Source organism: Patiriisocius sp. Uisw_017 (assembly GCF_047731265.1).
Classification (GTDB): Bacteria; Bacteroidota; Bacteroidia; order Flavobacteriales; family Flavobacteriaceae; genus Patiriisocius.
On sequence record NZ_CP159835.1, the window covers coordinates 1,749,826 to 1,773,242 of the forward strand.

The following is a 23,417-nucleotide window of genomic DNA, read 5'->3' on the forward strand; positions in this document are numbered from 1 at the left end:
TTTTTGATTTGGCTTTATAAAGAACAAAATTAAAAGTTTTGGCTAAGTGCTTAATCGGAAATTCAGTAATTTTAATTCCCGTACTAACCATCGCCGAGGCGTTGGCAGTAATTTGAGAACTGAGATAATGCTTTAAAACTAATTTTAAGAAATGTCATTACTTTTAGAACATAGAGAAAAACTAAACTTAACCCAAGAAGAGCTGGCAATAAAGTCAGGTATATCTGTAAGAACTATACAAAGAATTGAATCTGGTGTAAAACCGAAAGGATATACTTTAGAAAGGTTATGCAAAGCATTAGGAATTAGTAAAGAAGATTTATTAAAAGAAGAATCCAAAAAAATTAACAAACAACTTATTAAATACATCAATTTATCTTCAATATTATTACTGATAGTTCCTCTTGGAAGTATTATTATGCCACTAATTCTTATGCGTTGGAAAAAGGAAATCAATGCTCTTACAAAACAAATAATCTCTATTCAAATATTATGGACATTATCCTTTCTCATTGTTACACTATTAATTGCTTTTTTGTCTAAGTGGTTTTCTTTTAGCAAAGAAATAATCCCGCTTGCTATGCTGGTTTTAATAATAACGAACCTCTATGTTATTATTCGAAATACAGCAGAAATAGAAAAAAACAACAAATTACATATAAATCTGAAATTCAGCTTTATATAAACACGCCAATTTATTGTCAGATATTTGTCGGGTTATTTTAGCACATTTTTTGATACTTAATACTGACTTTTGTTTGAATGATAAAAATCAAACAATGAAAAAATATTTCTTATTAATTAACCTATTATTTCTTACAACATTAGCAAATGCTCAAGTTGAAAAATTATCTGAACTACACAAAACAATAAAAGAAAAAGATAGTCTTCTTTTTAATATTGGTTTTAATAATTGTGACATTACACAATTTAAAAAACTAGTAAGTGATAATTTTGAGTTTTATCACGACCAAGGAGGAATTACAAAATCAAAGTCTGAATTTATTCAAAGTATAGAAAACGGACTTTGTAAGTTAGACTATAAGCCAAAAAGAGTTTTAGATGAAAAATCATTAGACATTTTTCCTTTAAATAATAACGGCGTTTTATATGGAGCAATTCAAACTGGAATACATCGTTTCTATGCTATCGAAAAAAATAAAAATGAATACCTAACGAGTGTAGCAAAATTCACACACTTATGGATCCTTGAAAATGGAAAATTGAAATTAAACAAAGGTTTAAGTTATGATCATAAAAATGTTGATAAACCAATTGACAACGAATTATTATTTAAAGATAAGAACATAACAGAAAAATGGTTGAAAGAAAAAAGCATTCCTGCATTAGGTATTGGGTATATTGAAGATGGAAAAATTAAACAAATTAGTGTTTTTGGCGAATTAGAAAAAGGTAAAACAGCACCCAAAAATACGATTTGGAATATTGCCTCATTAACAAAACCAATTACTGCTTTAGTAGCTTTAAAATTAATTGACTCAGGTAAACTAAGTTTAGATGAACCTGTTTATAAATACTATATTGACCCAGATATTATTAGTGACATAAGAACAAAAAAACTGACAGTAAGAATAATTTTAAGCCATCAAACAGGGTTTTCTAATTGGAGAGGAAATAATGAAAATGGTAAATTAAGTTTCGAGTTTGAGCCAGGAACAAAATATCAATATTCAGGAGAAGGATTTGAGTATTTGAAAAAAGTATTGGGAAATAAATTTAATAAAAGTATTCAGCAATTGGCAGACGAATTAATCTTTAAGCCACTTAAAATGTACAATACTAATTTTGTTTGGAACGAACAATATGAATCTAGGTTTGCAAAATGGCATACTGAAAAAGGAGGAAAAATATATCCTACCAAAAAACACAATACAGCATCTGGAGCAGACGATTTATTAACAACTATTGAAGACTATACTACGTTTGTAAATTATGTTCTAAATGGAGCTGGTATATCCAAAAATTTATTACAAGAAACCGTATCTGAACAGGTTAGAATAAATGATTTTAAATATTTTGGGTTGGGTTGGTGGATTGACGAAAATATTAATTCAAACAAGGATTTTGCAATGGTTCACGGAGGAGACGACATAGGTGTACATACAATCGCTTTTATTATACCAAAGACAAAACAAGGTCTTATAATATTTACTAACAGCGACAATGGAACTGGTGCTTTTCAAGAAGTCTTATTAAAATATTTAGGAGAAAACGGACAAGGAATAATGGAAGTAGAAATGAAAAGATAAAAACTACTGCCAGCACCATGTATAATTAGTTGCTAGTTCTAGCCTACTTACGAAAATCCTCACGGACTTTCTTGGTTAGTAATTATTTACTAAATTAGTTACTTGAAACACGCAACAAACCACATACAACAACGTTAGGCACAATACCAAAAAAAGAATAAAACCAAGGAATGAACAAGAAAAAATTGCTTAACATTTTAAAGAAATTAATTGATTGGTTAACTCATTATCACCAACTGATAATGCTGAAAACATCGATTATTACATTGAATCTCTAAATTGGGCTCTTTTAAATATAGATAAGATTAAAAACATTGCTATTTCTGGACCTTATGGTTCAGTGAAAAGTAGTGTAATACAAACTTTTCAAAGAAAAAATCAGATTAACGATTTTAGATTTTTAAATATTTCTTTAGCAACATTTAAAGAAATTAATACACTAACTTGATAACTGAAAAACACATCACATTTGGAAGCCAAGGTTATTTCGTGAGATAAAATGTTTCGGCCGAATTACATTGTAATTTGGTTCATTTAAAAACATGAACTAAATTACTGCACAGAATAATGTATAAAAAATATCTTGAAGGGTGTAATAATTTTTGATTTCTGCCACTAACTAAGAAACCACAATAATTAAATACAGTTATGAAATCAAAAAAACGAAGCACAAGTATTAGAATTGTTCAAATCTTAAACGCTATAATCTGGGCAGTAGTTATTCTATTATGCAGTTATTTGATAAATGGGGAGGACAACCAACAACTCGCAATTAACATTCTCATTGTTGCTGCTGCTATCCAAGTTTCCTTACTAGGATATTTTTCAAATACATTTTTTCGTGAAAAGCACATGGAATCGTAAGCAAATTTTTTACCAGAAATTAATGGTTAATGAGTAACGATTTTTACAGATTAAAAATACTACCCTACGCAGGAATTCTTGTAAAAATTTGTCGTGCATATACTAATTCTCAGGAAGATTTTGAAGACTGCTATCAAGAAGTGTGTTTACAAATTTGGAGAAGCAACAACAATTTTAAGGAACAATGTGAATGGTCTACATGGCTTTACAAGATATCGTTGAACGTAAGTTTAACTTTCTTAAAGAAGAAGAAGAAAGCCAATCACCAGTATTTCGCATCTGACTCATTGCCAGAGGTGTCAATTGAAGAAAACAAGGCATTTGCAGATGAATCACTTAATCAATTGTATGATGGCATTAGGCAATTATCAGAAGTTGATAGAGGAGTAATTCTACTTTATTTAGAAGAAAAATCATATCAAGAGATTGCAGATATTATAGGCACCAACCCCAACAACGTTGGGGTACGAATTAAAAGAATAAAAGAGCGTTTAAAAAAAATATTAAATGGAAAAATCTATTGAAGCAATTTGGAAACAGGGATTTATCGAAAGTGATGCACTCATTGCTCCTAAACTAAATAATCTTTACAATCAAAAAACGAAAACTATTATTGATAAATTGAAAAGAGCAATGAGATTTAATTTATATCTCATTGTAGTTATTGCAACAATGAGTTTAGGATTGTATACAATGCTTGGGGTACCCTACGTTGGAATATTTATTTTTATTCTATTTATAGGTGTTTATTGGTTGAGTATTAAGCACGCCAGAACCATAAAAAACATAGATGCGAGTATGAATAGCTATGATTATCTGAAATCATTCCATACCTGGGTTAAAAAAGCTATTTCAAACAACTCAAAAGTTATGCGTTTTTTCTATCCCTTGATATTTTTAGCATCATTAATGCCAATTATGCATGCATTAAAGTCAGGAGAAGTAACGAGTACAGCTATTTCGAATTCTGGGTTTCATTTAATTTATGGAATACCAACATTTGCGTGGATTATATCTTTTGTTCTCGCAATTTTGATGTATGTTTTTGGAGGTAAAATATATCAGTGGGATGTGAATTTATTCTACGGTAGGATTTTTAAAAAACTTGAGATTATGATTGCCGAAATGGAGAAGTTACAGAACTGAAAATGGTCATAACAAAACCTAAGCTGCATTGAAACGCAGTTTAGGTTTTGTTATCTAAATTGTTCCTTTACAATAATGTGTATAGTTAAACTAGTCACATTCAAGTTTGTAATAATGTGATTTCTGAATTAAATACGTTCTGATGATTTAGTTTTATTTGACAGTTTTGAATTAAATAGAAACTTCTGATTCCATTGCGACATAAAAAACCAAACGACTGAACAGTACGCTTTCACTCAAAGCTGTAGCAAAAGTAGATAACAAAGTATATAAAAAATAGGGCAAGATTATCGAAAGCATTAAGTTTCGTACAAATAATTAACTATCTTGGTTTCTGATAAATCTGAACTCGCTTGCCTTTCTGATTCGCACGCGGCTCAATTAATCCAAGAGAAGGAAGATGTTGGCAGGGTTCGCCGCTTCAAGCCGCACGCCGCGCCAAGTCCTACTTTTCATATAGAAATTCGTTGTGCTTAATATATCTCCAAGGCCCTCCATTCAATAACTTAACGCAACAAATCTAAATTAATAGATTTGTAAAATGGAATTAAAAAAACAGAGAAGATTAACTTTAAAAGAAAGAGTGATTATTCAGACTCTTTTAATAGAAAAAAAGTCTAAATCCTATATAGCTATTAGACTCGGTAGAACTCGTTCAACAATTGGTAGAGAAGTCAATAAATGGGTACAGAAAAAGGAAGATAATTACGATGCTGAACTTTCTCATTGGTGTGCTAAAGAAGACTATTTAAACAAAAGAAAATAGATAAAATAAGTACATATTCTCTACTTAAATTTTTTGTCTATAGAGGTCTTTTATCAAACTGGACTCCTGAACAAATTTCTGGAAGACTCAAAGAGCTGTATCCTAATGATCAAATAATGTCTATTTCTCACGAAGCTATTTACAGACATATTTATACAAGACCACAAGCAAGTTTAAATAAAAAGTTAATCAAACTTCTTGTACGTAAAAAAACAAGACGTAGACCTCCTAAAAAAAGGCGTGGTGGTGGAAGTAAAATTATAAACCAAGTCAGTATTGACAGTAGACCTAAGCATATTAACCTTAGAGAAGAAATCGGACATTGGGAAGGTGATTTAGTCATCGGAAAAAACCATAAAAGTGCTATTGGAACTATTGTAGAACGTAAAACTGGATTTACTTGTCATTTAATAAAAATGGATTTGAGGATGCCACAATGGGATTACTCAAAAATCAATGAAATGTTCGACCTAAAAAATGGGAATTATATAATTGGCGGACATTCGCAAGGAGCGAAAATAGCATCGCAATTCGTTTATGAAAAACCAAACTTGATGAACGGACTTTTCCTTTTAGGAACATCACATCCAAGAGAGTTTGATTTATCAGATAGGAATTTACCAACAATCAAACTCTACGCCGAATTTGACGGACTTGTAAGTGTTCCAGAAGTTATGGAAAACAAAGCAAAATTGCCAAAAAACACACATATGATAAAAGTCGTTGGTGGAAATCACTCTCAATTTGGCTATTTGGGAAAACTTCTACTGGATAGTGCGCCTTTTATCTCTTTAGAAGAACAACAAAAACAAACATATAATAACCGGATTTTATTTATGGACAGAATTAAAAACCGAATATAATTAATTGCTTTGGCAAGTGCTTATTTGGAAAATTCCTTCGGAATTTTCTCGCGTTGGTTTTTATTTACTAAATTAGTTGCTTAACCACGCAACTAACCATACAGAATCCCGTTATATGTAACCTAAAAAAAATAATTTGTAACATTTTGACATTCCTTGTATCTAAATGAAAAATAAAAGGAAACAAAATGAAAAAAGCACTAACAGTATTCGTATTTATAGTATCTACAGTCGTAGTTAATTCTCAAACAATTTATTCAAAAGCATTTGGTAATCCGAATGATAAGTCGCTTATCTATCTTCACGGTGGACCAGGATATAATTCTGTGGGTTTTGAATCAACTACAGCTCAGAAACTTTCGGAAAATGGTTTTTATGTCATTACTTACGATAGACGTGGAGAAGGAAGGTCACCAGACAAAAATGCAAAATTCACTTTTAATGAAACTTTTGATGATATAAATTTAATTTACGATAAATTCAATTTAACATCAGCAACGCTAATAGGACACAGCTTCGGTGGTATTATTGCAACCTTATATGCAGAAAAGCATCCAGAAAAAACTAAATCGATTATTCTTGTCTCAGCACCGCTTTCAATGCAAGAAATGCTTTCAACCATATTAAAATCATCAAAATCAATTTACATTAGTAATAAAGATTCTGTTAATCTTAACTATATAAATATGTTAGAAAAAATGAACAAAAGCTCTTTAGAGTACAGTTCATACTGTTTTACTCACGCTATGCAAAACGGATTTTATTATGCAAAAGAGCCAACACAAGAAGCAATAAATATATATTCAAGCTTTAAAACAGATAGTTTACTCATAAAATATAGTTCAAAAATGACTTATGAAGCACCAAGAGGTTTTTGGCAAAATGAAAAATATACAACGCTAAATTTAAATCAAGAAGTAAAACAATTATTAAAGAATGACATACCTGTTTTTGGTTTATATGGTAAAGATGATGGACTATTTTCAGAAACTCAAATAAGAAATATTGAAAAGCTAATTGGTGAAGATAATTTAGTTTATTTAAACAACTGCTCTCATAACCTCTTTATAGACCAACAAACTAGATTTATTAATGCGTTAAAAAAATGGACTGAGTAATGAATTTCGAAACTATTTATAAAACACACTGGCAAAAAGTTTTTAGGTTATGTATGGGTTATGTAAATGATACTGATAAAGCAAAGGATTTAGCTCAAGAAACATTTATTAAAGTTTGGAAACAATTACCGAAATTTAGAAACGAATCTTCTATAGGAACTTGGATATTTAGAATAGCTTCCAATACTTGTTTACGTCAAATCCAAAAAGAAAACAAGATGCCTAAATCGGAATTACCTCTGGAGATTAAGGATGATATTTTAGATACAAACATAGAAAAGGATATACAATTTCTATATCAATGTATTTCAGAATTACCAGAAGTAGAACGCATCGTCATATCGTTGGAACTAGAAGATGTGAATCAAAAAGAAATAGCTGACATTGTTGGTCTATCTGAAGGCAACGTTAGAGTTAAGATTCACAGAATAAAAGAAAAATTAACACAAAAATTCAAGAAAAATGGAAACTAATATAGATTTAAAAAAAATATGGAATACGCAAAAAACAGAAACCCCAGAAGTTGAAGTGCTTTATGTTAAAGCAAATAAACTAAAAAGCAAAAGCTTTTTAAAACTCATAGTGGTTAACGTTACACTTTTACTAACCATTACTTTTATTGGCTTTATTTGGTATTATTATCAACCTGAATTTGTAACGACAAAGATTGGTATTGTATTAACTATTTTAGCTATAATTATTTTTTTACTACCTTTTAATAAACAGTTCTCTTTACTTTCTAAGAATAAGACAGAATCCAATAGTAAGGAATTTCTTCAACAACTTATCAGGTTAAAAGAATCACAAGTATTCCAACAAACAAAAATGTTAAATATCTATTTTATAATGCTTTCTTTAGGAATTGGGCTATATCTTTTTGAGTATGTTTCTAAAATGACAATGACTTGGGGAATAATCACCTATGCTATAACCATACTTTGGTTTGTAATAAATTGGTTTTATATAAGACCTAAAGCAATTATGAAACAAAATGCAAAATTTAATAAGCTCATAGCTGAATTTGAGAAATTAAATAATCAAATGATAGACTAAAAGGCAGCATATAACACCGTATATCTTTTATTGTTAGTTCTAGCCTACTTGCGAAAATTCTCTCAGATTTTATATTCGGGTTTTATTTACTAAATTAGGTACTAAACCGCGCAACTAACCATACACAATAACATTAGCAATAATAAAAAAGAAAAATTTTGGAACACCCATTCTATAATAAAAATAAAAAGGAGCAAAATAGAATTTCAATTGTGATAGCGATTTGTTCTCTTATAATTATATCAATTGCAATTATTATATCAATCTATTCAGGAATATATCTGATTGGAATTTTGACATTTACTATTACCCTGTCTTTAATTGCCCCATTTTTTGATATGCCATCCTTAAAAAAAAGTGGGAGAATAATTTATTATTCGCCTTTGTTTATAACTGAAAAACCTAAAAACGGAACAATAAAAATTCACGGAGGAACTTTGTTTGATTATTATTTTGTGATTGACAAAAGAATGAATGGGAAACAAAGAACAAATTTTATCATCCAACAGTATTTGCAAGGATTGTTGGACTTAATAAAAAAATACGAAAATGAAAGTAAAATAAAAGTTCGCGGAACGAGCTACATTTTGAATAAAAGAACAGCGGAAAAAATTGGATTTAAAATAATTCGAACGGACTTTCTGCAAAAAATTATTTTAGTTTATAATTATTTCAATATTTTGACTTCTAATTCAATCGCAAAAAATAAACTATCATTTCCAAACTTGAATAAAACTATAACTTTCGAGACTAATTTCAAGCAATTGAGTGAACGAAAAGATTATATAGAGAAACTGAACAACAAACTAATAAATACTATTGCTAACAATGTATATAAAAATTAGGCGGAATAGTAGTACAAACAAGGCTTTAGGATCGTAGCAAAGTTAGTGCTTAAACGAAAGCTTCGTGCTTCGAAATTGCCTACTTTTCACATACGAAGCGTTGGCAACAATATAAAAAACGGTAGAATCCTGAAACAAGTTTTCGGGAATTTAATTCAACATTCCAACCAAATGTTTTATAGAGCCCAAATAGTTTATTCTATCTCTATTAATCTTCGATTGCTGACTCATTCCTATTAAAAAGGTTAACGTCATTGCTGAAATGGATTCGGCTTTTTTAGGTTTAATTTTCCCTCCCTTCAAGTAAGCAACCAGTATCTGTTCAACATTATTATAATGTTCTACAAGTTTTCCTAATAAAACTTCACTTTCGCCATGAATTTCGGAACAACTGTTGGCCATAAAACACCCCTTGTGCTTGCCGTCACTAAGGAGATGTTCTAAATTAAATTCCAATAGTTTTTGCAATCCAATTTTCACATTTGGTTCCGAGTTTAAAAGTTGTTCTAGAAGTGGCACATTTGTATTCCGGTACACATCAAAACAGGCATCAAATAAATATCTTTTGCTATTAAATGTCGCATAAAAACTTCCTTTACCTATCCCTAGATGTCTAGTTAAATCACTTAAGGATGTAGCAGCATATCCCTTTTCCCAGAATAGTTCCATCGCTTTTTTTAAAGCTTCCTCCTTGTCAAATAATTTTACTCTTGGCATCATTTATTTTTTTCAAAAGTAATAAATAATTAATTATTTGTACCAGTTGGTAAAATATTTATTAGATTTGTACCGATTAGTACAAATAAAAAATAATAAAATGAATAAAAGCATTCTAATAACAGGAGCAAATAGTGGACTTGGAAAAGATACCGCTCGACAATTGGGTTTGATAAAAGAAACAGAAAAAATTTATCTCGCTTGTCGTAATGAAACAAAAGCAAAAGCCGCCAAAGCAGATTTGGAAAAAACGACAGGGCGTTCCATTTTTGAGATAATCATAATGGATGTCTCCAATCCCGATTCAGTAAGATTAGCGGTTGCCGAACTAAAAGAACCAATAGACGCATTAATCATGAATGCTGGAGGAATGGGTGGAAATAGTCCTATGGAGGTAACTTCGGATGGTGTTACCTCTTTGTTTGCTGCCAACCTACTTGGTCATGTAGTTCTAATGGATGAACTTCTCAAAGAAAAAAAACTTAATAAAGTTGCTTTATATGCCGGTTCTGAGGGAGCCAGAGGAGTTGAAGACATGGGAATGAATCGACCTGCTTTGAAAACCTCTTCGGAAGATGAGTTTGCTAAAGTAATTGACGGAACTTTCTTTGATGAAAAAACAGATCCAATGGAAGCTTATGGTTATATTAAATATATAGCTGCCTTATGGATGTCATCAGAAGCTCGTAAGAACCCAAACCTTCGACTTATTACTATGAGCCCAGGATTTACAAGTGGAACTGCTGTCATGAATGATCTTCCCTTCGCTAAAAGGGTAATGTTTAAATACATTATGTTACCAATTGTGGCGCCTCTCAAAGGTTTAGTGCATAAATTAGAAAAAGGTGCAAAACGATTTGTAGATGGAATTAGTGACGACTCTTTCAAAAGTGGTGTTTTCTATGCTAGTAAACCTAAGCGTCTTACAGGACAAGTAATAGATCAAAGTACTATTTTCCCTGATTTGAATAATTCTTCTTATCAGGACAATGCAAATGGTGCAATTCATAGATTCATCAAATAGAATAAACTGTTGCCAACAATATATAAAAGCAATAGCGGTTCTTGTGCAAACTTGAACCGTTTTTGCATTTAATTAATTACCTTACTATCTGAAAGTTAGGTGCATTGAAAACCGCTACTTTTCATATACTAATCGTTGGCATTAATTGTGATATGCTTTAACATTCCTCTCTATTTATTATCTTATGTAAAATTCAATCAATGAAAAAAACACTTCTAGCAGTACTGATATTACTAACTTTTGTTTCCTGTAAAAATGAGAAAACTGAAAAGGGAAGAATATTAATTATAGTATCAAACACAGAAGACATGGGCGACCCAGAAAAACACTTTGCAGGCAATAACCTCTGGGAAGTAGCACCTCCTTATCATATTTTTGTTTCGAACGGATATAAAGTTGACTTTGTTTCACCAACTGGTGGAAAAGTTCCTTTCTCAATGGACCCTATTGGAATTAGCAGTTATACTATAAAATATGAAAATTTTAATGGTAATGTTGAAAATTCACTTACGCCTGACCTAGTAAATTATAAAAACTATAAAGCCGTTTTTATTGGTGGTGGATATGGACCATTATTTGATGTGGCCAATAACAAAAATTTATTATCAGTCATAGCCAATATTTATGAAAATGGAGGAATAGTTGGAGGTTGTGGACACGGACCTGGTGCTTTTGCAAATGTCAAACTTAGTAATGATGAATACATGGTAAAAGGGAAGAAAGTGACTGGCTTTCCAAATTCAACTGAGATTACTAAAAACTGGGCTAAAGAAGGAACTTTATTACCTGTAATATTGGAAAATCAATTGAGAGCAAATGGCGGAATATTTCAATCCAAAAGTGATTTGAATGATAAACACGATGTAGTAATTGACAAGAGAATTGTGTCGACTATGTTTCTACCCTCTTCAGCAATAGTTGCAAAAGAAATGATTAACCAAATAGAAAACTAATGCCAACAACGTGCATAATTAATTGCTTTGGCAAGTGCTTATTTGGAAAATTCCTTCGGAATTTTCTCTGGCAAGTTTTTGTTTACTAAATTAGTTGCTTAACACGCCACTAACCATAAAAAAAGACGTTGTGCTTAATTAAAACTGACCAATGAACAAACATAAAATCATTTTTCTTTTATCTCTTCTGATAAGTATTTCTTGTAAAAGTCAGGATTTCGAAAAGGTCATATTAAATAGTTCTGATACTTCAGATTTATATATCAATGACGGAGAAAGTACTGAACTTTATTACCTAAAACTTATACCAAAAGGAAAAATCAAAGGTGCAATAGTGCTTTTACCTTCCGGTGGCGAAACAACACAAGATTTGCTAAAACAAATCTCTATTCCCAAATTTGCTTTTGACAAAGGAATTGCAACAATAATTCCTTCAATAAACTGGGGAACAGAAGAGCGTAAAGTTGAAATAAAAACTTTGAATAGAATATTCAGAGAAGTTGCTGAAAAACACAATATTTCAAAAGAGAAATTTGTAATTGGCGGACTATCAAACGGAGGAATGATTTCTTTAGTTTATGCACAACTATCTGTAAAAGAGAGAAACGAGACCTACGTGAAACCAATAGGGGTTTTTGGGCTTGACGTGCCATTGGACAAAGCACACTTTTATGAATATTGTGAAAGAGAAATTAAAAGAAATTTTTCAGATCTTGGAGTTGGAGAAGCGAAATGGATAATGAACAATTACAATGAGATTTATGGAGGTTCACCAGAAGAGTTTTCTGAAAAATATATAGAGGCATCAATTTACTCAAATGGAGCAGAAAATGGAGGTAACGCAAAATACTTAAAAAACATTCCAATCAGAATGTATACTGATTTAGATGTTAATTGGTTAATGAATGAAAGAAGAAGAGACCTTTATGATTGGAATGGAACTGATATCGTTGCTATGATAAATGATTTAAAACTTATGGGCAATAAAGATGCGAATGTGATTATAACAATGGGTAAAGGAATAAAATTAGACGGAACTAAACATCCACATTCTTGGACTATAATGGATAACAAAGATTGCTTTAATTGGATTGAGAAATTGATGAAAAATAACTAAGCACAACACGTTATATAATTTATTGCTAGTTCTAGCCTACTTATGAAAATCCTTGCGGATTTTCTAGTTGGTTTTGTATTTACTAAATTAGTTGCTTAAACACGCAACAACTCATAAACAAACACGTTAACAAAAATTAAAAAAAATATGAACAAAATAATACTTACATCAATTAGCATATTTTTCGCTTGCAATTCAATTTTTGGACAAACGAACGAAAAAAAATACGCGAAAGATGTAAAATCAGTAGATTCAATAATAAATGCATATTACGATGTTGTTTCAGGTTCGAGTAGTGAGCCTTGGGAATTTGAAAGAGATAAATATATTCATTCAAAAAATGCGGTTATAACAAGGCTTGACGAAAACGGAAAAGCAGAATCACATACTCTTGAAGCGGAATATATACCAATGGGATTATCACCAAAAGAAGATTTTTATGAAAAGGAACTAAAACGAGTAGTTAGCAAGTTTGGAAATATTGCGCAAGTTTGGAGTGCATTTGAAATACGAACTGACCTAAAAACTGAATCCAATATTAGAGGACTAAATAGCATTCAACTTCATTATGAAAATGGAAGATGGTTTATAGACAGTTGGACTTGCGAAATGGAATCTGAAAAGAATAATTTAGTAACTGAATTTTTGAATAAGGAATAAAAAACTAATGCCAACAAAGTACTGTGGTAAAAAACAAGTAAAAACTCATTGATTTTTCACTAAAGTACTTCGGTAAGTATCCTCATATATTAATCCTGATTTTGCAATTGCAAAAGCTTATTTTAATAGCTTATTACAAACCGCAATTAATGCTGGTTTTTTACTTTTTCCTTTGGCGACAATACGCTCATAAAGCGCTCTGCACCCTTTGTTGTATGTTTTGACCCCTACAAACCAACTGCTGTAATATTTAAATAAAAGCAAACCAAAATCAGGTATTTATACCTATTGACATTAAACTCCGATGCATCTATATTTACGAATACAGAACCCCTTTTATGATCCAGCATACAAGAAACACAAACCAAGCTGGAACGCTACCAATACCCTAAGCGGTAAGCTAAAGAGCGTTTTAGAAAGGCTGGGGGAGTGCTTAGTATATAAATTGGTTTTTTTACCATCGCCTGTAAAAAATAATTAGCGTGAATACGGGAAACCGTAATAAAACAAATAGCATTAAGAGTATTTTTAAACATTACAAAGCTGCGGTCCCGCACGTGGCACGAAATAATTTTAATAAAAACATCATAAACGTTTTAGATTTGTGATGATATAATAGAGATAAACGTCATATGGGGTTTATATACAGGTTAGCAACAAGATTTAAAAACATCTATACTAAATATGCAAATACTTTATTTTATTGGAAATGGATTTGACAGAAACCTTGGTTTAGAAACCAGTTATGAACAGTTCTATTCTCATTATAAAAAGATAAAATCTGAAAATTTAAATGTTCAAGCTTTAAAAAAGGAGATTAAGAATCCGTCTGAAATATGGGCAGATTTAGAAACAGCATTAGGCAAATACACAATAAACCTTGATGATTTAAATCAATTAGACGATATAATAATAAATATCAAAGCTGAACTGGGAAAATATCTCATTTCAGAAGAAAAGAAATTAGACAATGTAAGTTTTGATTTAAAACTTCTTCACAGCTACCTTAGTTCGCCTCAAAATAGATTTTTGTTAGATGATAAAGTAGAATTAAATAATTTATTTCAAAGATGGGCAAACCATCAATGGGATGTTGATTTAGTGACTTTTAATTACACAAAAACCATAGAAAAATTACTTGACAATAGTATCGAAAATGTACAAATCGGAGTTCATCATAAACAAGTTGCGATTAAGTTAAGAGAATTAATGCATATTCACGGTTACATTGATAGAGAAATGGTGCTTGGTGTAAATGACAAGGAACAAATTGACAATACATCTTTTCAAGATAATCAAGATGCTATCGAAGCAATAGTAAAACCAAACTGTAATATCGCTAACAAAAACGGAATTGATAAAAAGCTATCAGATAAATTAAATAGGGCAAATCTGATATGTATTTTTGGTTGTTCTCTGGGAAAAACGGATGCTAAATGGTGGGAACTAATTGGAAAACGTCTTAAAGAAGATTGTCTTTTACTACTATTCAAAAGAGGTAATGAAATAAATCTTCAAAATTTAAATCTAATTGGTAGACAAGAAAGAGCTGAAAAAGAAAAATTTTTATCTATGACAAATTTGACCGAAGAAGAAAAAACTACTGTTAGGTCTAAAATTTATGTCGGAATAAATACTAATATGTTTTCTAAACTTATTGTCGGGAAAACTAAATAATCCAGTTGCTAACACCGTGTATAATTAATTGCTTTGGCAAGTGCCTATTTGGAAAATTCCTTCGGAATTTTCTCTGGTTCGTATTTGTTTACTAATTTAGTTGCTTAACCACGCAACTAACCATACACAACACGTTACCCATAAGCGAGAAAAAAAACAAAATATTAAACACATTTGCAAAAATTGCCTTTGCCCTAAAAGGCACATTTGTTTTTTCCAAACACGCCAGCAGCCACTAAAAACAAAAGAGCCTTTCCCCCAACGAGCATCTCAAATCGATAATTAATTGACTGTAATTAAGTGCCGTCTAAAATGTAATTTAACTTTTTACAACCTGTAATTTGAATTAACAAAGCCTTAACATCATTGAAAGTGGCTTGGCTATAATTAACTTTGAGTTTGTAAAAAAAAACGCTATGAAATTTATGTTAATCTATTTAATGCTTTGCTTGAGTATTTTTTCCTGCAAAAAAGACGACGACGCTCCACCCATGGAGCAAGAAGACCCACCCCCAATCACAGCAGAAAACCCACCCCCAATCACAGCAGAAAACACTTTCTCCTGCAATATAAACGGAGAACTCTTTATACCAGAAGATTTTTCCAGCTTCCCCAATAACTATGATGGTTATAAAGCATTTTTCATAGATCAAACAAACAGCTTTTTTTCGCTGTTCAGAAATCAAGATATGAGTATGTTTATATATATATATATAATCTTAATGGAGTTAATAATTACCCACTTGGGTTAGCAGATGGTGATTCATTTTTTACTTTCGACGAAAATACGGTGATTGAATTTAGTGTAAACAGAACACTTGAAACCACTCATATATCAAGAAGTACATCAGGGGTAATCGAAGTATTAGAGCTCGAATATGGTAATAAGATTATTTTTAAATTCAATGAAATAACTCTACAAGGAATAAATGACCCCAACGATATTATTATTCTTACAGAAGGAAAAGCAAATTTAAATCTTTCTACTCTCAATCAATAATTTTTTAAAATTAATCTTATTAACAAGACTTTACTAATGGTAATAGTGTGTACTTTTTTTGTGTCCACCATTAAAGCTCAATTCAATATTCCAACAACAAGTTCTAACCCATATACAGCGCGAGCTGACCAAGTGTTTTCAGCCCTCGATAAAAATGATATACCTACAGATATATTATATGACCGTGTTTTTCCTTATGCCAATCTTAGGGTTTTTAACCAAACTAGCGCAGATACTTCCAAAACATCGCACTTTTATATTGCATATGCAGAGTTGCAACAAGCGGATTATAGTGACCGCTGGAATTCTGTAAATACACTAAAGAATACTATTGAAGGATTACCAGGCACTCAAATACCAATTGGGTTCATTAATGTTGACGAAGTCTTAAGCTTCTGCGTGTATAATAGCCTTATTCCTCTCTATTGTTTTTTCTGATTTATATCTAAATTTAATGAATTGTAAACTTAAGACGTGTATAATTAATTGCTTTGGCAAGTGATTATTTGGAAAATTCCGAAGGAATTTTCTCTGGTACGTTTTCTTTTACTAATTTAGACCTAGCCAACGCAACTAATCATACACAATCACGTTAGCCGCAACCATCAGTGACGCTAACGAAAATAAATCAACTTCCAAATAAAGATATAAAAGCTAAAATAAAACTAAGATTAAATATCTCTTTAACAGACGAGTTCTATTTTTTTTACTAGTACTAATATTTTTTAATTCTTGTAATCGACAGGTAAAAACTAAATCAACAGATGATTTAAAAAACATAGATACAATTACTATTGGAACACCTAAACTTGTAAAATCTCAAGGTTCTCACTTAAGTAATAATGTATATTGTAGTCTTAAAGATAAACAAGGAAATCTTTGGTTTGGCACAACTGGAGAAGGTGTTTATTGCTATGATGGTAAATTATTCAATCAATTTACTACTAGAGACGGTCTAAGTAATAATTATGTTTATTCTATTCTAGAAGATAATATTGGAAATATTTGGTTTGGAACCAGTGATGGTTTATGTAAGTTTGATGGGAAAGAGATCGTTGCTGTTCCTTTGGAAAAAACAAATTCAAATAATACTTTAACTAGTAATTCAAGAGTTTCAATAGGAGGTATGATGCAAAGTAAAGATGGAACACTTTGGTTTGGCACTAATAAAGGAGTTTATATTTATAAAGACAACTTGTTTTCTACTTTTCTAAATAATGAGAGCATTGTAAATAAAAATGGTCTGCAACTTAAATCGATTGAACGAATATTAGAAGATAAAAACGGAAATATCTGGTTCTGTTCGGGAATGGGAGTGGGAGAAGGTGTTAGCCGTTACGATGGAAAAATCATGACCAATTATAAACCGAATGGTGATACCTGGGTGCCCTATATTTTAGAAGATGATGCGGGAAACATTTGGTTCTCGGGAAGAAGTCACGGTTATTTTCGTTATGATGGAAAAACTTTTACCGATTTTACAGAGAATGTTAGATTTAGTCCAATTGTAGAAGAGAAAGCTGGAACAATTTGTCTTGAAGGAAAAGTTAGATTTGGTCCAATATTAGAAGATAAAGCAGGAAATATTTGGTTCACTGGGAAAATGAGAATGTTTGGAGGCACCGGAGGTATATGGCGTTATGATGGGAATTCCTGTACAAATTTCACCCAAGATGGTGTAGGAGATTATGCGATTTGGTCTATGGTAGCAGATAATGCAGGAAATATTTGGATAGGAACAAACAATACTGGTTTATATCGTTTTGATGGAAAAACCTTTACTGATTTTTCGGAGAAAGCGTCTAAGTAATAATGGTGTGTTTTGTATTGTTGTAGATACCGATGGAAACCTTTGGTTCTGGACTAGAAACACAAGTTTAAGAAAATACGATGGGGAAAACTTCACAACATTTTCAGAATAGAAAAAAATAAGAATTTTAATAATCAAAACTCTCGAAAAAAATATGGCAGCCGCTAACAATGTATAAAAGCAATAGCAGTTTGGGTATAAACTCAAATCATTTTTGTGTTATATTCATTATATTGCTATCTATAAAGGAAGTGTATTTTAGTCGGATACTGCTCTTATACAAACCGTTGGAAGTAATTAAAAATTAAATAAATGAGATCATTATTATACATATTTCTATGCTTTCCCGTACTTAGTGTTTCCCAAAACTTGGAATCAACAACAAATATTAATATAATTAAATCGTGGTCTCAAGAACCAAATGGGTATAGCTATCCAATGAATATAAACGTTCCAGCAGGAACCGTGCCTCCAAATGGATTCCCCGTCTGCATATTACTTCATGGAAATGGCGGAAATGGAGCTGGCATGATGAATGAATTCACGAATATATTGGAATGTCATGCTCTAGTGGCACCAACTGGCTATTTAAATAGTTGGAATATTTGTGCAGAAGATAGCGATGCTCCTGATATTGAAATGATAAATGACCTTGTCAATATTTTACAAGCTTACTCCAATATTAATCCAAATAAAATCAGGATTATAGGCTCTTCTAATGGGGCGGGTTTAGCAAATAATATTTTTATAGAAAATAACAATACAGGAATTGACATTGTATGTGCTATTGTTTCTCATTTAAATGAACCACAATATCATTTAGGAAATTTTTATAAACCAAGCGCTTCAACTGACCCTTTAAGTTCTTTCTGTGGTTATGATAATTTGGTTAATCCTTTAGCCACCAGAAAATACTTAAGTATAAGTAATGACAATGACCCAATCATTCCATATTCAGGTGGTACATCCGTTGTTGGAATTGACTTTTTACCTGCTGAAACAGCCGCTTATAAAATAGCCTTAAATCAAGGGTATACAGGTAGCCAACTAACATCAGGAATAACGATGGGTAACCCTCAAATAACAGAATATTCGTATTTATCAGGAGATGTAGTACATATCAAAGGCGATGCAGCTCATGATACAAACAACACGCAACTAGATTATATAAAAGATTACTTTTTAGATTGTGCTGAGGTTTTAAACATTGATGATTATAATCTTGATAAAATCAAAGTTTATCCAAATCCTACCAACTCCAAGATTACGGTAACAGGGGCTTCTAATCAAACCATCGAATATTCAATTTTCAATGTGTTTGGTCAACTAGTTTTAAGTGGTTCTGGGACTTCAGATACGCTACAGATTAATCTATCTGAATTAGATTCGCAAATGTATTTTCTTAAAATAAATAACGAAGTAATCAAAATTATTAAAATATAAAAGTGCACAACAAGCAGTATACTCCATAATTTTGCCGTAGGCGCAATACAAAATTACGTAGCATACTGCCACCGTTGGTAGTGATTAAAAACCAGGGTAAGCTGAAAACTGATTAGAGTAGGCTAAATAAATAATATTAATAATGGAGAATTCACATTTAGAAACTTTCAAAGCAAAAGCACAAGGGAATGGATGGCCTACTAAAGTAGACATTACGGATACAGAATGGAAGCTTCAATCAGATGAACCAATCGAGGATGGCGGATCAAATTCCGGACCTAATCCGATGCAATATTTTACTACTTCCTTAGCCGGATGTCAAAACGAACAAGCCCAAGTTGTTGCGGAAGAACTTTCCTTGAAAATTGAACAAATTAATATAAATATTGAAATCGATCTTGATCTTTCAGGTTTTATGGGGATCTCAGATAATTCAGATGGCAGTTACAAGAATGTACGACTTGATGCCGTAGTGCTTGGAGAAGTAACGGATGAACAAATCACAAGTTTGGGACAAAAAGTAGATGCTCGTTGTCCCATTTTAGCTTTGTTACGTTCAAGTGGATGTGTAATTGAAAGCAATTGGAGCAAAAAATAACAACTGGCAACAATAGCAATAAGCGATTGTTTTTATGAAAAACTAAGGAACTCAAGAAGGATCGAATGCTCAAATTACCAAGGATCAATTATACTCATTTTTGATGATAATTGATTCTTTTAAATCATAAACACATGGAATGGATTAAAGAAATATTTTTATTAATTGCAGAAGTAATAGATATTATTGGCATTGGTATTTTGATTTTTGGCTTTGCTAAATTGTTGATAAAATATCTAGGAAAAGAATTTTTAAAACATCCTTTTAGAACACCATTAACTGAAATTCAAAAAATAAGATGTGAACTAGGTATCTATATATTATTGGCATTAGATTTCTTAATTGCATCTGATATCATTCATACGATTATGAAAATAACTGAGGAGCAACTTATGGAGTTATCTGTAATGATAATTTTAAGAATCGCTATTGGATATTTTTTAGGAAAAGAAATTGAAGAAATTCACAATAAAGAATAAAACTACTGCCAACACAACCTATAATCAATAGCACCCTACGGGATGCTACTGCTCTTATACAAACCGTTGTGTTTCATTGAAAATGCAAATTTACGAAGTTGAATAATCAACAGGATATATTGGAGCGCATAATTGATTTTCTTAACCTAATTAATATAATGGTAGTTGAGAAAAAATTATCTGATGATACATTTCTATCAGGTCTAAGTATTAAAGGAAATACAATTTTAATGGACTTAGATAAATTAAAATATCCTGGCGACTTGTTGCATGAGGCTGGCCATATCGCTACAACAGAGGAACAAATTAGACCATTTTTATATCCATTTCTAAGCATTCTAACGGTCTAGAGGTATGAACTTTACAAATTTACGCCCAGAACCACTTCTGTCTATTCTGTTGTCAAGCTTTAACAAACCTTCTTCTTTCATAATTCTGTATAGCTTTTTATGGTTGATAGTGTAACCGTCTCTAGTCAAATAGCTGGTCATTAATCGGTATCCACAATCTATAAATTCGTGCTCTAAAATCTTCTTTAAAGAGGTTACCACCACATCTTGTAAGACAAAGCCTTTAGTACTGTGATAAGTCTCTTTAGACGGCTTATTTCCTTTTTTACCACCACTAGGCACTCTGTAATAGCTACTAGATATAATTCCGACCATCTTTATAACCTTGGTTTTACTACACTTATGTTTCTTGCAAGTGGCATCTACTAAATCTTTCTTGGATCGGACGTTCCAAACTTTTTTTTTAAGAGCTCTCGTTGCACCTCGAGTTCGATTTCACGATCACTTAGCAACTTTCGCAATACACGATTTTCTTCTTCTGAAGCTTTATGCTCCTTAGTTTTAGTGTCATAACTGACTTTTAAGCATGCTTCTCCTTTATGCTCAAACTTCTTCTTCCAGCTATAAAAAGTGCCCGTACTAACACTGTATTTACGACAGGTTTCTACGACTCTTATTTCTTCTGATGTAGAGAGTATTTCTAGCTTCTCCTTTAATGTCCATTTCTTGTATTTCATATCTCAAATGTATTAGTTTTGAAATTTAAAATATCACTCCGAACTTATTAGGGGCTAAAGTATCTAGTTTTCAATGTTTTATTCTTATATTTAAGGAAATTATTAGGCTTTATGAAGAACCTAACCTACTTATTACTAATCATTCCCATTCTTAGTTTGTTCTCTCAAGGTATTGGGATTAATACTACTTTACCAATGGCAACATTGCATGTCAATGGAGATATGAAGTTTACACCAAAAGCATCGGATGCCACAAGGTTAGTTGGAATAATTTCTAACGGCGAGGTTAAGGAATTTGAGTTGGGAAATTCTTTTAATATAACTACAGGGACTTTAACGGTAATTCCTCCAATAGATTCAAATATTTTTTTAATTGGGGATGTTGATCAGGTGTTGACAGCTCCAACAACTTCTCAGTATGATAATTATGATATTGGATTGGCTAATATAAATATAGACAAAACAATAATACGTGTCTTTGGGGAAACAAATGGATATTCAGTTTCAGGTTTTACCGATGGATTCGACGGGCGTATTATTTATTACTATAATTCACAAAACAATAATGTCACTTTCTTTGATCTTAATTTAGGCAGTGATGCTAAAAATCAAATTATCACAGGCTCCGGTGGTAATGAAGGTACTACGGGAGAAGGTGTGGCGGAATTTATTTATGATGGTAGTTTAGAAAAATGGATTCTTATTAATATACGTTGATAGTGTTTAATGTTATGAAAAAAAAAATACTCTTATTGTTTTTGTGTTTAAATGGATTCGTTCAGGCACAAGTGGGTATAGGTGTTATAAATCCACAAGAAACCCTGCATATTCAAGGTGACTTAATTGTGGAAGGTTTTAATGAATTAGATAACTCAACCTCTCTTGTTGGTGCAGATATTGATGGAAATTTAACCTTACTAAATATAGATAACCAACTAACCCTTGAAAACAACACACTACAATTAGCGAGCAGTATCTCATACGGTATTGGAACTATGGACCTAAGTGGGCTAATAGTACCACCCGGAAATCAAGTACACAACATGGATCTTCAACTCGGGCAAGGAGAAGCGAATCAGGGAAAAGTGGTTATAAAAGTTTTTAACTTACCTTCCAATATTAAAATTACAGGAATGGAGGACGGAGTCGATGGACTACACGTTTTTTTTTATCACTCTGGCGTACAATCTATTATGTTCTTAGATGAATCAGATACTAGAGCGTTATCATCTTTGCCAAATAATAGAATTAAAGTACTTGCTGGATCAGAAACCATATCTGCAGAAGGAAGTATAGAATTGATTTATGACGGGGTATTACAACGGTGGTTATTTTTATCAATACATGATTAGTTATGAAAAAATTAATACTCACAGCGACAATTATTTTCGGTTTCATATTTGGAATACAGGCACAAGTTGGCATTGGAAATACCAATCCAAGTGCAAGTCTAGATGTTAACGGTACAGTTCGAGTAACTAGTTTACCAGTTGGGACCACAGACTTGATAACGTTAGCCGGTCATACATCCAGCAGAGCTTTTAATAGAACCAATATAGGAGCCAATTTAATAATTATCAATAATAGCCTTGATACCGCTCCCGTTTCTGGATCCATAGGGGATCTAAATTTAGGAGCACATCCCATCGAAGCAGGAACCATAGTAGATTTGAATTTAGAAATTAGCTCCGGAAACTCTAATTCGAACGCTACTTTTATTAGATTACATTCATATAATTCCAATATAAATATTGCGGGTATAACGAATGGAGTTCATGGTCGCCATTTTACATTGTGCTTTTCAGAAACAGCAAATATTAGTCTTTTGGAAGATGATTTAGCTGCGCTGCCCCAAAATCGAATATTAACTGCTGCCACTTCTCAACTTTCCATAAGTGGAATGGGATTTATCGACCTGGTATATGACGCTACTGGAGGCTCCGATAGCTTGGGACGATGGATTATAATTAAATTCAGGGGATAAGAA

At 31.7% G+C, this 23,417-nt stretch carries 31 protein-coding genes and 2 pseudogenes; 29 read left to right on the top strand and 4 right to left on the bottom strand.

All coding sequences use genetic code 11. The features are described 5' to 3' along the window. The first annotated feature begins 151 nt into the window (after positions 1-151). From ABXT67_RS07930 to ABXT67_RS07985, 12 genes are all read left to right on the top strand, one after another. Entirely contained in the window at positions 152-685 is a 534-nt protein-coding gene (locus ABXT67_RS07930) for a helix-turn-helix domain-containing protein (protein WP_415376724.1), read from the top strand. A gap of 94 nt (positions 686-779) precedes the next feature. Then, positions 780-2,270, top strand: coding sequence for a serine hydrolase (locus ABXT67_RS07935; RefSeq protein WP_415376725.1), 1,491 nt, complete (start codon positions 780-782; stop codon positions 2,268-2,270). 214 nt (positions 2,271-2,484) lie between these two features. Next, positions 2,485-2,718, top strand: coding sequence for a hypothetical protein (locus ABXT67_RS07940; RefSeq protein ID WP_415376727.1), 234 nt, complete (start codon positions 2,485-2,487; stop codon positions 2,716-2,718). A gap of 200 nt (positions 2,719-2,918) precedes the next feature. Next, on the top strand, positions 2,919-3,134 hold the full coding sequence (locus tag ABXT67_RS07945; protein ID WP_415376728.1) for a hypothetical protein: 216 nt from the start codon (positions 2,919-2,921) through the stop codon (positions 3,132-3,134). A 29-nt stretch (positions 3,135-3,163) separates the two neighbouring features. Further along, positions 3,164-3,658: an RNA polymerase sigma factor gene (locus tag ABXT67_RS07950; RefSeq protein WP_415376730.1), complete on the top strand. Its 495-nt coding sequence runs from the start codon at positions 3,164-3,166 to the stop codon at positions 3,656-3,658. Then, complete coding sequence (locus tag ABXT67_RS07955; RefSeq protein ID WP_415376731.1) at positions 3,642-4,280, top strand: hypothetical protein; 639 nt, start codon at positions 3,642-3,644, stop codon at positions 4,278-4,280. The genes ABXT67_RS07950 and ABXT67_RS07955 overlap by 17 nt, the downstream gene beginning before the upstream one ends. A 541-nt stretch (positions 4,281-4,821) precedes the next feature. After that, complete coding sequence (locus ABXT67_RS07960; protein ID WP_415376733.1) at positions 4,822-5,046, top strand: helix-turn-helix domain-containing protein; 225 nt, start codon at positions 4,822-4,824, stop codon at positions 5,044-5,046. 5 nt (positions 5,047-5,051) lie between these two features. Beyond that, complete coding sequence (locus ABXT67_RS07965; protein ID WP_415376960.1) at positions 5,052-5,909, top strand: IS30 family transposase; 858 nt, start codon at positions 5,052-5,054, stop codon at positions 5,907-5,909. A 188-nt stretch (positions 5,910-6,097) separates the two neighbouring features. Then, entirely contained in the window at positions 6,098-7,027 is a 930-nt protein-coding gene (locus ABXT67_RS07970) for an alpha/beta hydrolase (protein WP_415376734.1), read from the top strand. Beyond that, a complete protein-coding gene (locus ABXT67_RS07975) occupies positions 7,027-7,500 on the top strand; it encodes an RNA polymerase sigma factor (RefSeq protein ID WP_415376735.1) in 474 nt (157 codons plus the stop codon). Before ABXT67_RS07970 ends, ABXT67_RS07975 begins: the two co-directional genes overlap by 1 nt. Next, positions 7,490-8,080 carry a hypothetical protein gene (locus ABXT67_RS07980; RefSeq protein WP_415376736.1) on the top strand — a complete coding sequence of 197 codons (591 nt, stop codon included), beginning with the start codon at positions 7,490-7,492 and terminating at the stop codon, positions 8,078-8,080. The genes ABXT67_RS07975 and ABXT67_RS07980 overlap by 11 nt, the downstream gene beginning before the upstream one ends. A gap of 158 nt (positions 8,081-8,238) precedes the next feature. Then, entirely contained in the window at positions 8,239-8,925 is a 687-nt protein-coding gene (locus ABXT67_RS07985; RefSeq protein WP_415376737.1) for a hypothetical protein, read from the top strand. 150 nt (positions 8,926-9,075) lie between these two features. Here the strand turns inward: ABXT67_RS07985 and ABXT67_RS07990 are convergent, their stop codons facing one another. Further along, positions 9,076-9,645: a TetR/AcrR family transcriptional regulator gene (locus tag ABXT67_RS07990; RefSeq protein ID WP_415376739.1), complete on the bottom strand. Its 570-nt coding sequence runs from the start codon at positions 9,643-9,645 to the stop codon at positions 9,076-9,078. Between the two features lie 97 nt (positions 9,646-9,742). Here ABXT67_RS07990 and ABXT67_RS07995 point away from each other — a divergent pair, with 97 nt between their 5' ends. The 4 genes from ABXT67_RS07995 (at position 9,743) to ABXT67_RS08010 (ending at position 13,396) form a co-directional block, all read left to right on the top strand. Continuing rightward, on the top strand, positions 9,743-10,666 hold the full coding sequence (locus tag ABXT67_RS07995; protein WP_415376740.1) for an SDR family NAD(P)-dependent oxidoreductase: 924 nt from the start codon (positions 9,743-9,745) through the stop codon (positions 10,664-10,666). 200 nt (positions 10,667-10,866) lie between these two features. Beyond that, positions 10,867-11,619 (top strand): type 1 glutamine amidotransferase domain-containing protein, encoded by a 753-nt coding sequence (locus ABXT67_RS08000; protein ID WP_415376741.1) that lies wholly within the window; start codon positions 10,867-10,869, stop codon positions 11,617-11,619. A 151-nt stretch (positions 11,620-11,770) separates the two neighbouring features. After that, positions 11,771-12,736: a hypothetical protein gene (locus ABXT67_RS08005; RefSeq protein WP_415376743.1), complete on the top strand. Its 966-nt coding sequence runs from the start codon at positions 11,771-11,773 to the stop codon at positions 12,734-12,736. 147 nt (positions 12,737-12,883) lie between these two features. After that, positions 12,884-13,396 (top strand): hypothetical protein, encoded by a 513-nt coding sequence (locus ABXT67_RS08010; protein WP_415376744.1) that lies wholly within the window; start codon positions 12,884-12,886, stop codon positions 13,394-13,396. A 45-nt stretch (positions 13,397-13,441) separates the two neighbouring features. On the opposite strand, the pseudogene ABXT67_RS08015 reads toward ABXT67_RS08010, so the two are convergent. Then, positions 13,442-13,612: pseudogene (locus ABXT67_RS08015) on the bottom strand (IS110 family transposase); the annotation flags it as partial. Positions 13,613-14,080: 468 nt separating this feature from the next. Here ABXT67_RS08015 and ABXT67_RS08020 point away from each other — a divergent pair. The 10 genes and pseudogenes from ABXT67_RS08020 to ABXT67_RS08065 all read left to right on the top strand — a co-directional run bounded on the left by ABXT67_RS08020 (position 14,081) and on the right by ABXT67_RS08065 (position 20,753). After that, a complete protein-coding gene (locus ABXT67_RS08020) occupies positions 14,081-15,073 on the top strand; it encodes an AbiH family protein (RefSeq protein WP_415376745.1) in 993 nt (330 codons plus the stop codon). 416 nt (positions 15,074-15,489) lie between these two features. Then, on the top strand, positions 15,490-15,825 hold the full coding sequence (locus ABXT67_RS08025) for a hypothetical protein (protein WP_415376746.1): 336 nt from the start codon (positions 15,490-15,492) through the stop codon (positions 15,823-15,825). A 308-nt stretch (positions 15,826-16,133) separates the two neighbouring features. Continuing rightward, the gene (locus ABXT67_RS08030; RefSeq protein WP_415376747.1) at positions 16,134-16,511 is read left to right on the top strand and encodes a hypothetical protein; all 378 of its coding nucleotides are present in this window, start codon (positions 16,134-16,136) and stop codon (positions 16,509-16,511) included. Positions 16,512-16,866: 355 nt separating this feature from the next. Further along, a pseudogene (locus tag ABXT67_RS08035) lies at positions 16,867-17,088 on the top strand (two-component regulator propeller domain-containing protein); the annotation flags it as partial. 51 nt (positions 17,089-17,139) lie between these two features. Beyond that, positions 17,140-17,883, top strand: a complete 744-nt coding sequence (locus ABXT67_RS08040) for a ligand-binding sensor domain-containing protein (protein WP_415376748.1) — start codon at positions 17,140-17,142, stop codon at positions 17,881-17,883. Beyond that, complete coding sequence (locus ABXT67_RS08045) at positions 17,840-17,995, top strand: two-component regulator propeller domain-containing protein (RefSeq protein WP_415376749.1); 156 nt, start codon at positions 17,840-17,842, stop codon at positions 17,993-17,995. Before ABXT67_RS08040 ends, ABXT67_RS08045 begins: the two co-directional genes overlap by 44 nt. A 257-nt stretch (positions 17,996-18,252) precedes the next feature. After that, positions 18,253-19,326, top strand: a complete 1,074-nt coding sequence (locus tag ABXT67_RS08050) for a T9SS type A sorting domain-containing protein (protein ID WP_415376751.1) — start codon at positions 18,253-18,255, stop codon at positions 19,324-19,326. A gap of 142 nt (positions 19,327-19,468) precedes the next feature. Then, the gene (locus tag ABXT67_RS08055) at positions 19,469-19,924 is read left to right on the top strand and encodes an OsmC family protein (RefSeq protein WP_415376752.1); all 456 of its coding nucleotides are present in this window, start codon (positions 19,469-19,471) and stop codon (positions 19,922-19,924) included. Between the two features lie 134 nt (positions 19,925-20,058). Beyond that, positions 20,059-20,403, top strand: a complete 345-nt coding sequence (locus tag ABXT67_RS08060; protein ID WP_415376753.1) for a DUF1622 domain-containing protein — start codon at positions 20,059-20,061, stop codon at positions 20,401-20,403. A gap of 119 nt (positions 20,404-20,522) precedes the next feature. Further along, positions 20,523-20,753 carry a hypothetical protein gene (locus ABXT67_RS08065; protein ID WP_415376754.1) on the top strand — a complete coding sequence of 77 codons (231 nt, stop codon included), beginning with the start codon at positions 20,523-20,525 and terminating at the stop codon, positions 20,751-20,753. On the opposite strand, the gene ABXT67_RS08070 is transcribed toward ABXT67_RS08065, so the two are convergent. Continuing rightward, positions 20,742-21,068, bottom strand: coding sequence for an IS3 family transposase (locus tag ABXT67_RS08070; protein WP_415376755.1), 327 nt, complete (start codon positions 21,066-21,068; stop codon positions 20,742-20,744). The two genes, ABXT67_RS08065 and ABXT67_RS08070, sit on opposite strands and share 12 nt — an antisense overlap. A 50-nt stretch (positions 21,069-21,118) precedes the next feature. Further along, a complete protein-coding gene (locus ABXT67_RS08075; RefSeq protein ID WP_415376757.1) occupies positions 21,119-21,430 on the bottom strand; it encodes a transposase in 312 nt (103 codons plus the stop codon). A gap of 111 nt (positions 21,431-21,541) precedes the next feature. On the opposite strand from ABXT67_RS08075, the gene ABXT67_RS08080 reads away from it, so the two are divergent. The 3 genes from ABXT67_RS08080 to ABXT67_RS08090 are packed head-to-tail and all read left to right on the top strand — an operon-like array spanning position 21,542 to position 23,414. After that, a complete protein-coding gene (locus tag ABXT67_RS08080; protein ID WP_415376759.1) occupies positions 21,542-22,147 on the top strand; it encodes a hypothetical protein in 606 nt (201 codons plus the stop codon). A 35-nt stretch (positions 22,148-22,182) separates the two neighbouring features. Next, positions 22,183-22,782, top strand: a complete 600-nt coding sequence (locus ABXT67_RS08085; RefSeq protein ID WP_415376761.1) for a hypothetical protein — start codon at positions 22,183-22,185, stop codon at positions 22,780-22,782. 2 nt (positions 22,783-22,784) lie between these two features. Continuing rightward, positions 22,785-23,414 (top strand): hypothetical protein, encoded by a 630-nt coding sequence (locus ABXT67_RS08090; RefSeq protein ID WP_415376762.1) that lies wholly within the window; start codon positions 22,785-22,787, stop codon positions 23,412-23,414. The last annotated feature ends 3 nt before the right edge of the window (positions 23,415-23,417 follow it).

Excerpts from the sequence above, each read along its gene's own strand:
- ABXT67_RS07930 (WP_415376724.1), top strand. The coding sequence starts at position 152 with ATGTCATTACTTTTAGAACATAGAGAAAAACTAAACTTAACCCAAGAA.
- ABXT67_RS07935 (WP_415376725.1), top strand. The coding sequence starts at position 780 with ATGAAAAAATATTTCTTATTAATTAACCTATTATTTCTTACAACATTA.
- ABXT67_RS07945 (WP_415376728.1), top strand. The coding sequence starts at position 2,919 with ATGAAATCAAAAAAACGAAGCACAAGTATTAGAATTGTTCAAATCTTA.
- ABXT67_RS07950 (WP_415376730.1), top strand. The coding sequence starts at position 3,164 with ATGAGTAACGATTTTTACAGATTAAAAATACTACCCTACGCAGGAATT.
- ABXT67_RS07955 (WP_415376731.1), top strand. The coding sequence starts at position 3,642 with ATGGAAAAATCTATTGAAGCAATTTGGAAACAGGGATTTATCGAAAGT.
- ABXT67_RS07960 (WP_415376733.1), top strand. The coding sequence starts at position 4,822 with ATGGAATTAAAAAAACAGAGAAGATTAACTTTAAAAGAAAGAGTGATT.
- ABXT67_RS07970 (WP_415376734.1), top strand. The coding sequence starts at position 6,098 with ATGAAAAAAGCACTAACAGTATTCGTATTTATAGTATCTACAGTCGTA.
- ABXT67_RS07975 (WP_415376735.1), top strand. The coding sequence starts at position 7,027 with ATGAATTTCGAAACTATTTATAAAACACACTGGCAAAAAGTTTTTAGG.
- ABXT67_RS07980 (WP_415376736.1), top strand. The coding sequence starts at position 7,490 with ATGGAAACTAATATAGATTTAAAAAAAATATGGAATACGCAAAAAACA.
- ABXT67_RS07990 (WP_415376739.1), bottom strand. The coding sequence starts at position 9,645 with ATGATGCCAAGAGTAAAATTATTTGACAAGGAGGAAGCTTTAAAAAAA.
- ABXT67_RS07995 (WP_415376740.1), top strand. The coding sequence starts at position 9,743 with ATGAATAAAAGCATTCTAATAACAGGAGCAAATAGTGGACTTGGAAAA.
- ABXT67_RS08000 (WP_415376741.1), top strand. The coding sequence starts at position 10,867 with ATGAAAAAAACACTTCTAGCAGTACTGATATTACTAACTTTTGTTTCC.
- ABXT67_RS08005 (WP_415376743.1), top strand. The coding sequence starts at position 11,771 with ATGAACAAACATAAAATCATTTTTCTTTTATCTCTTCTGATAAGTATT.
- ABXT67_RS08010 (WP_415376744.1), top strand. The coding sequence starts at position 12,884 with ATGAACAAAATAATACTTACATCAATTAGCATATTTTTCGCTTGCAAT.
- ABXT67_RS08020 (WP_415376745.1), top strand. The coding sequence starts at position 14,081 with ATGCAAATACTTTATTTTATTGGAAATGGATTTGACAGAAACCTTGGT.
- ABXT67_RS08025 (WP_415376746.1), top strand. The coding sequence starts at position 15,490 with ATGAAATTTATGTTAATCTATTTAATGCTTTGCTTGAGTATTTTTTCC.
- ABXT67_RS08045 (WP_415376749.1), top strand. The coding sequence starts at position 17,840 with ATGGAAAAACCTTTACTGATTTTTCGGAGAAAGCGTCTAAGTAATAAT.
- ABXT67_RS08055 (WP_415376752.1), top strand. The coding sequence starts at position 19,469 with ATGGAGAATTCACATTTAGAAACTTTCAAAGCAAAAGCACAAGGGAAT.
- ABXT67_RS08060 (WP_415376753.1), top strand. The coding sequence starts at position 20,059 with ATGGAATGGATTAAAGAAATATTTTTATTAATTGCAGAAGTAATAGAT.
- ABXT67_RS08070 (WP_415376755.1), bottom strand. The coding sequence starts at position 21,068 with ATGGTCGGAATTATATCTAGTAGCTATTACAGAGTGCCTAGTGGTGGT.
- ABXT67_RS08075 (WP_415376757.1), bottom strand. The coding sequence starts at position 21,430 with ATGAAATACAAGAAATGGACATTAAAGGAGAAGCTAGAAATACTCTCT.
- ABXT67_RS08080 (WP_415376759.1), top strand. The coding sequence starts at position 21,542 with ATGAAGAACCTAACCTACTTATTACTAATCATTCCCATTCTTAGTTTG.
- ABXT67_RS08090 (WP_415376762.1), top strand. The coding sequence starts at position 22,785 with ATGAAAAAATTAATACTCACAGCGACAATTATTTTCGGTTTCATATTT.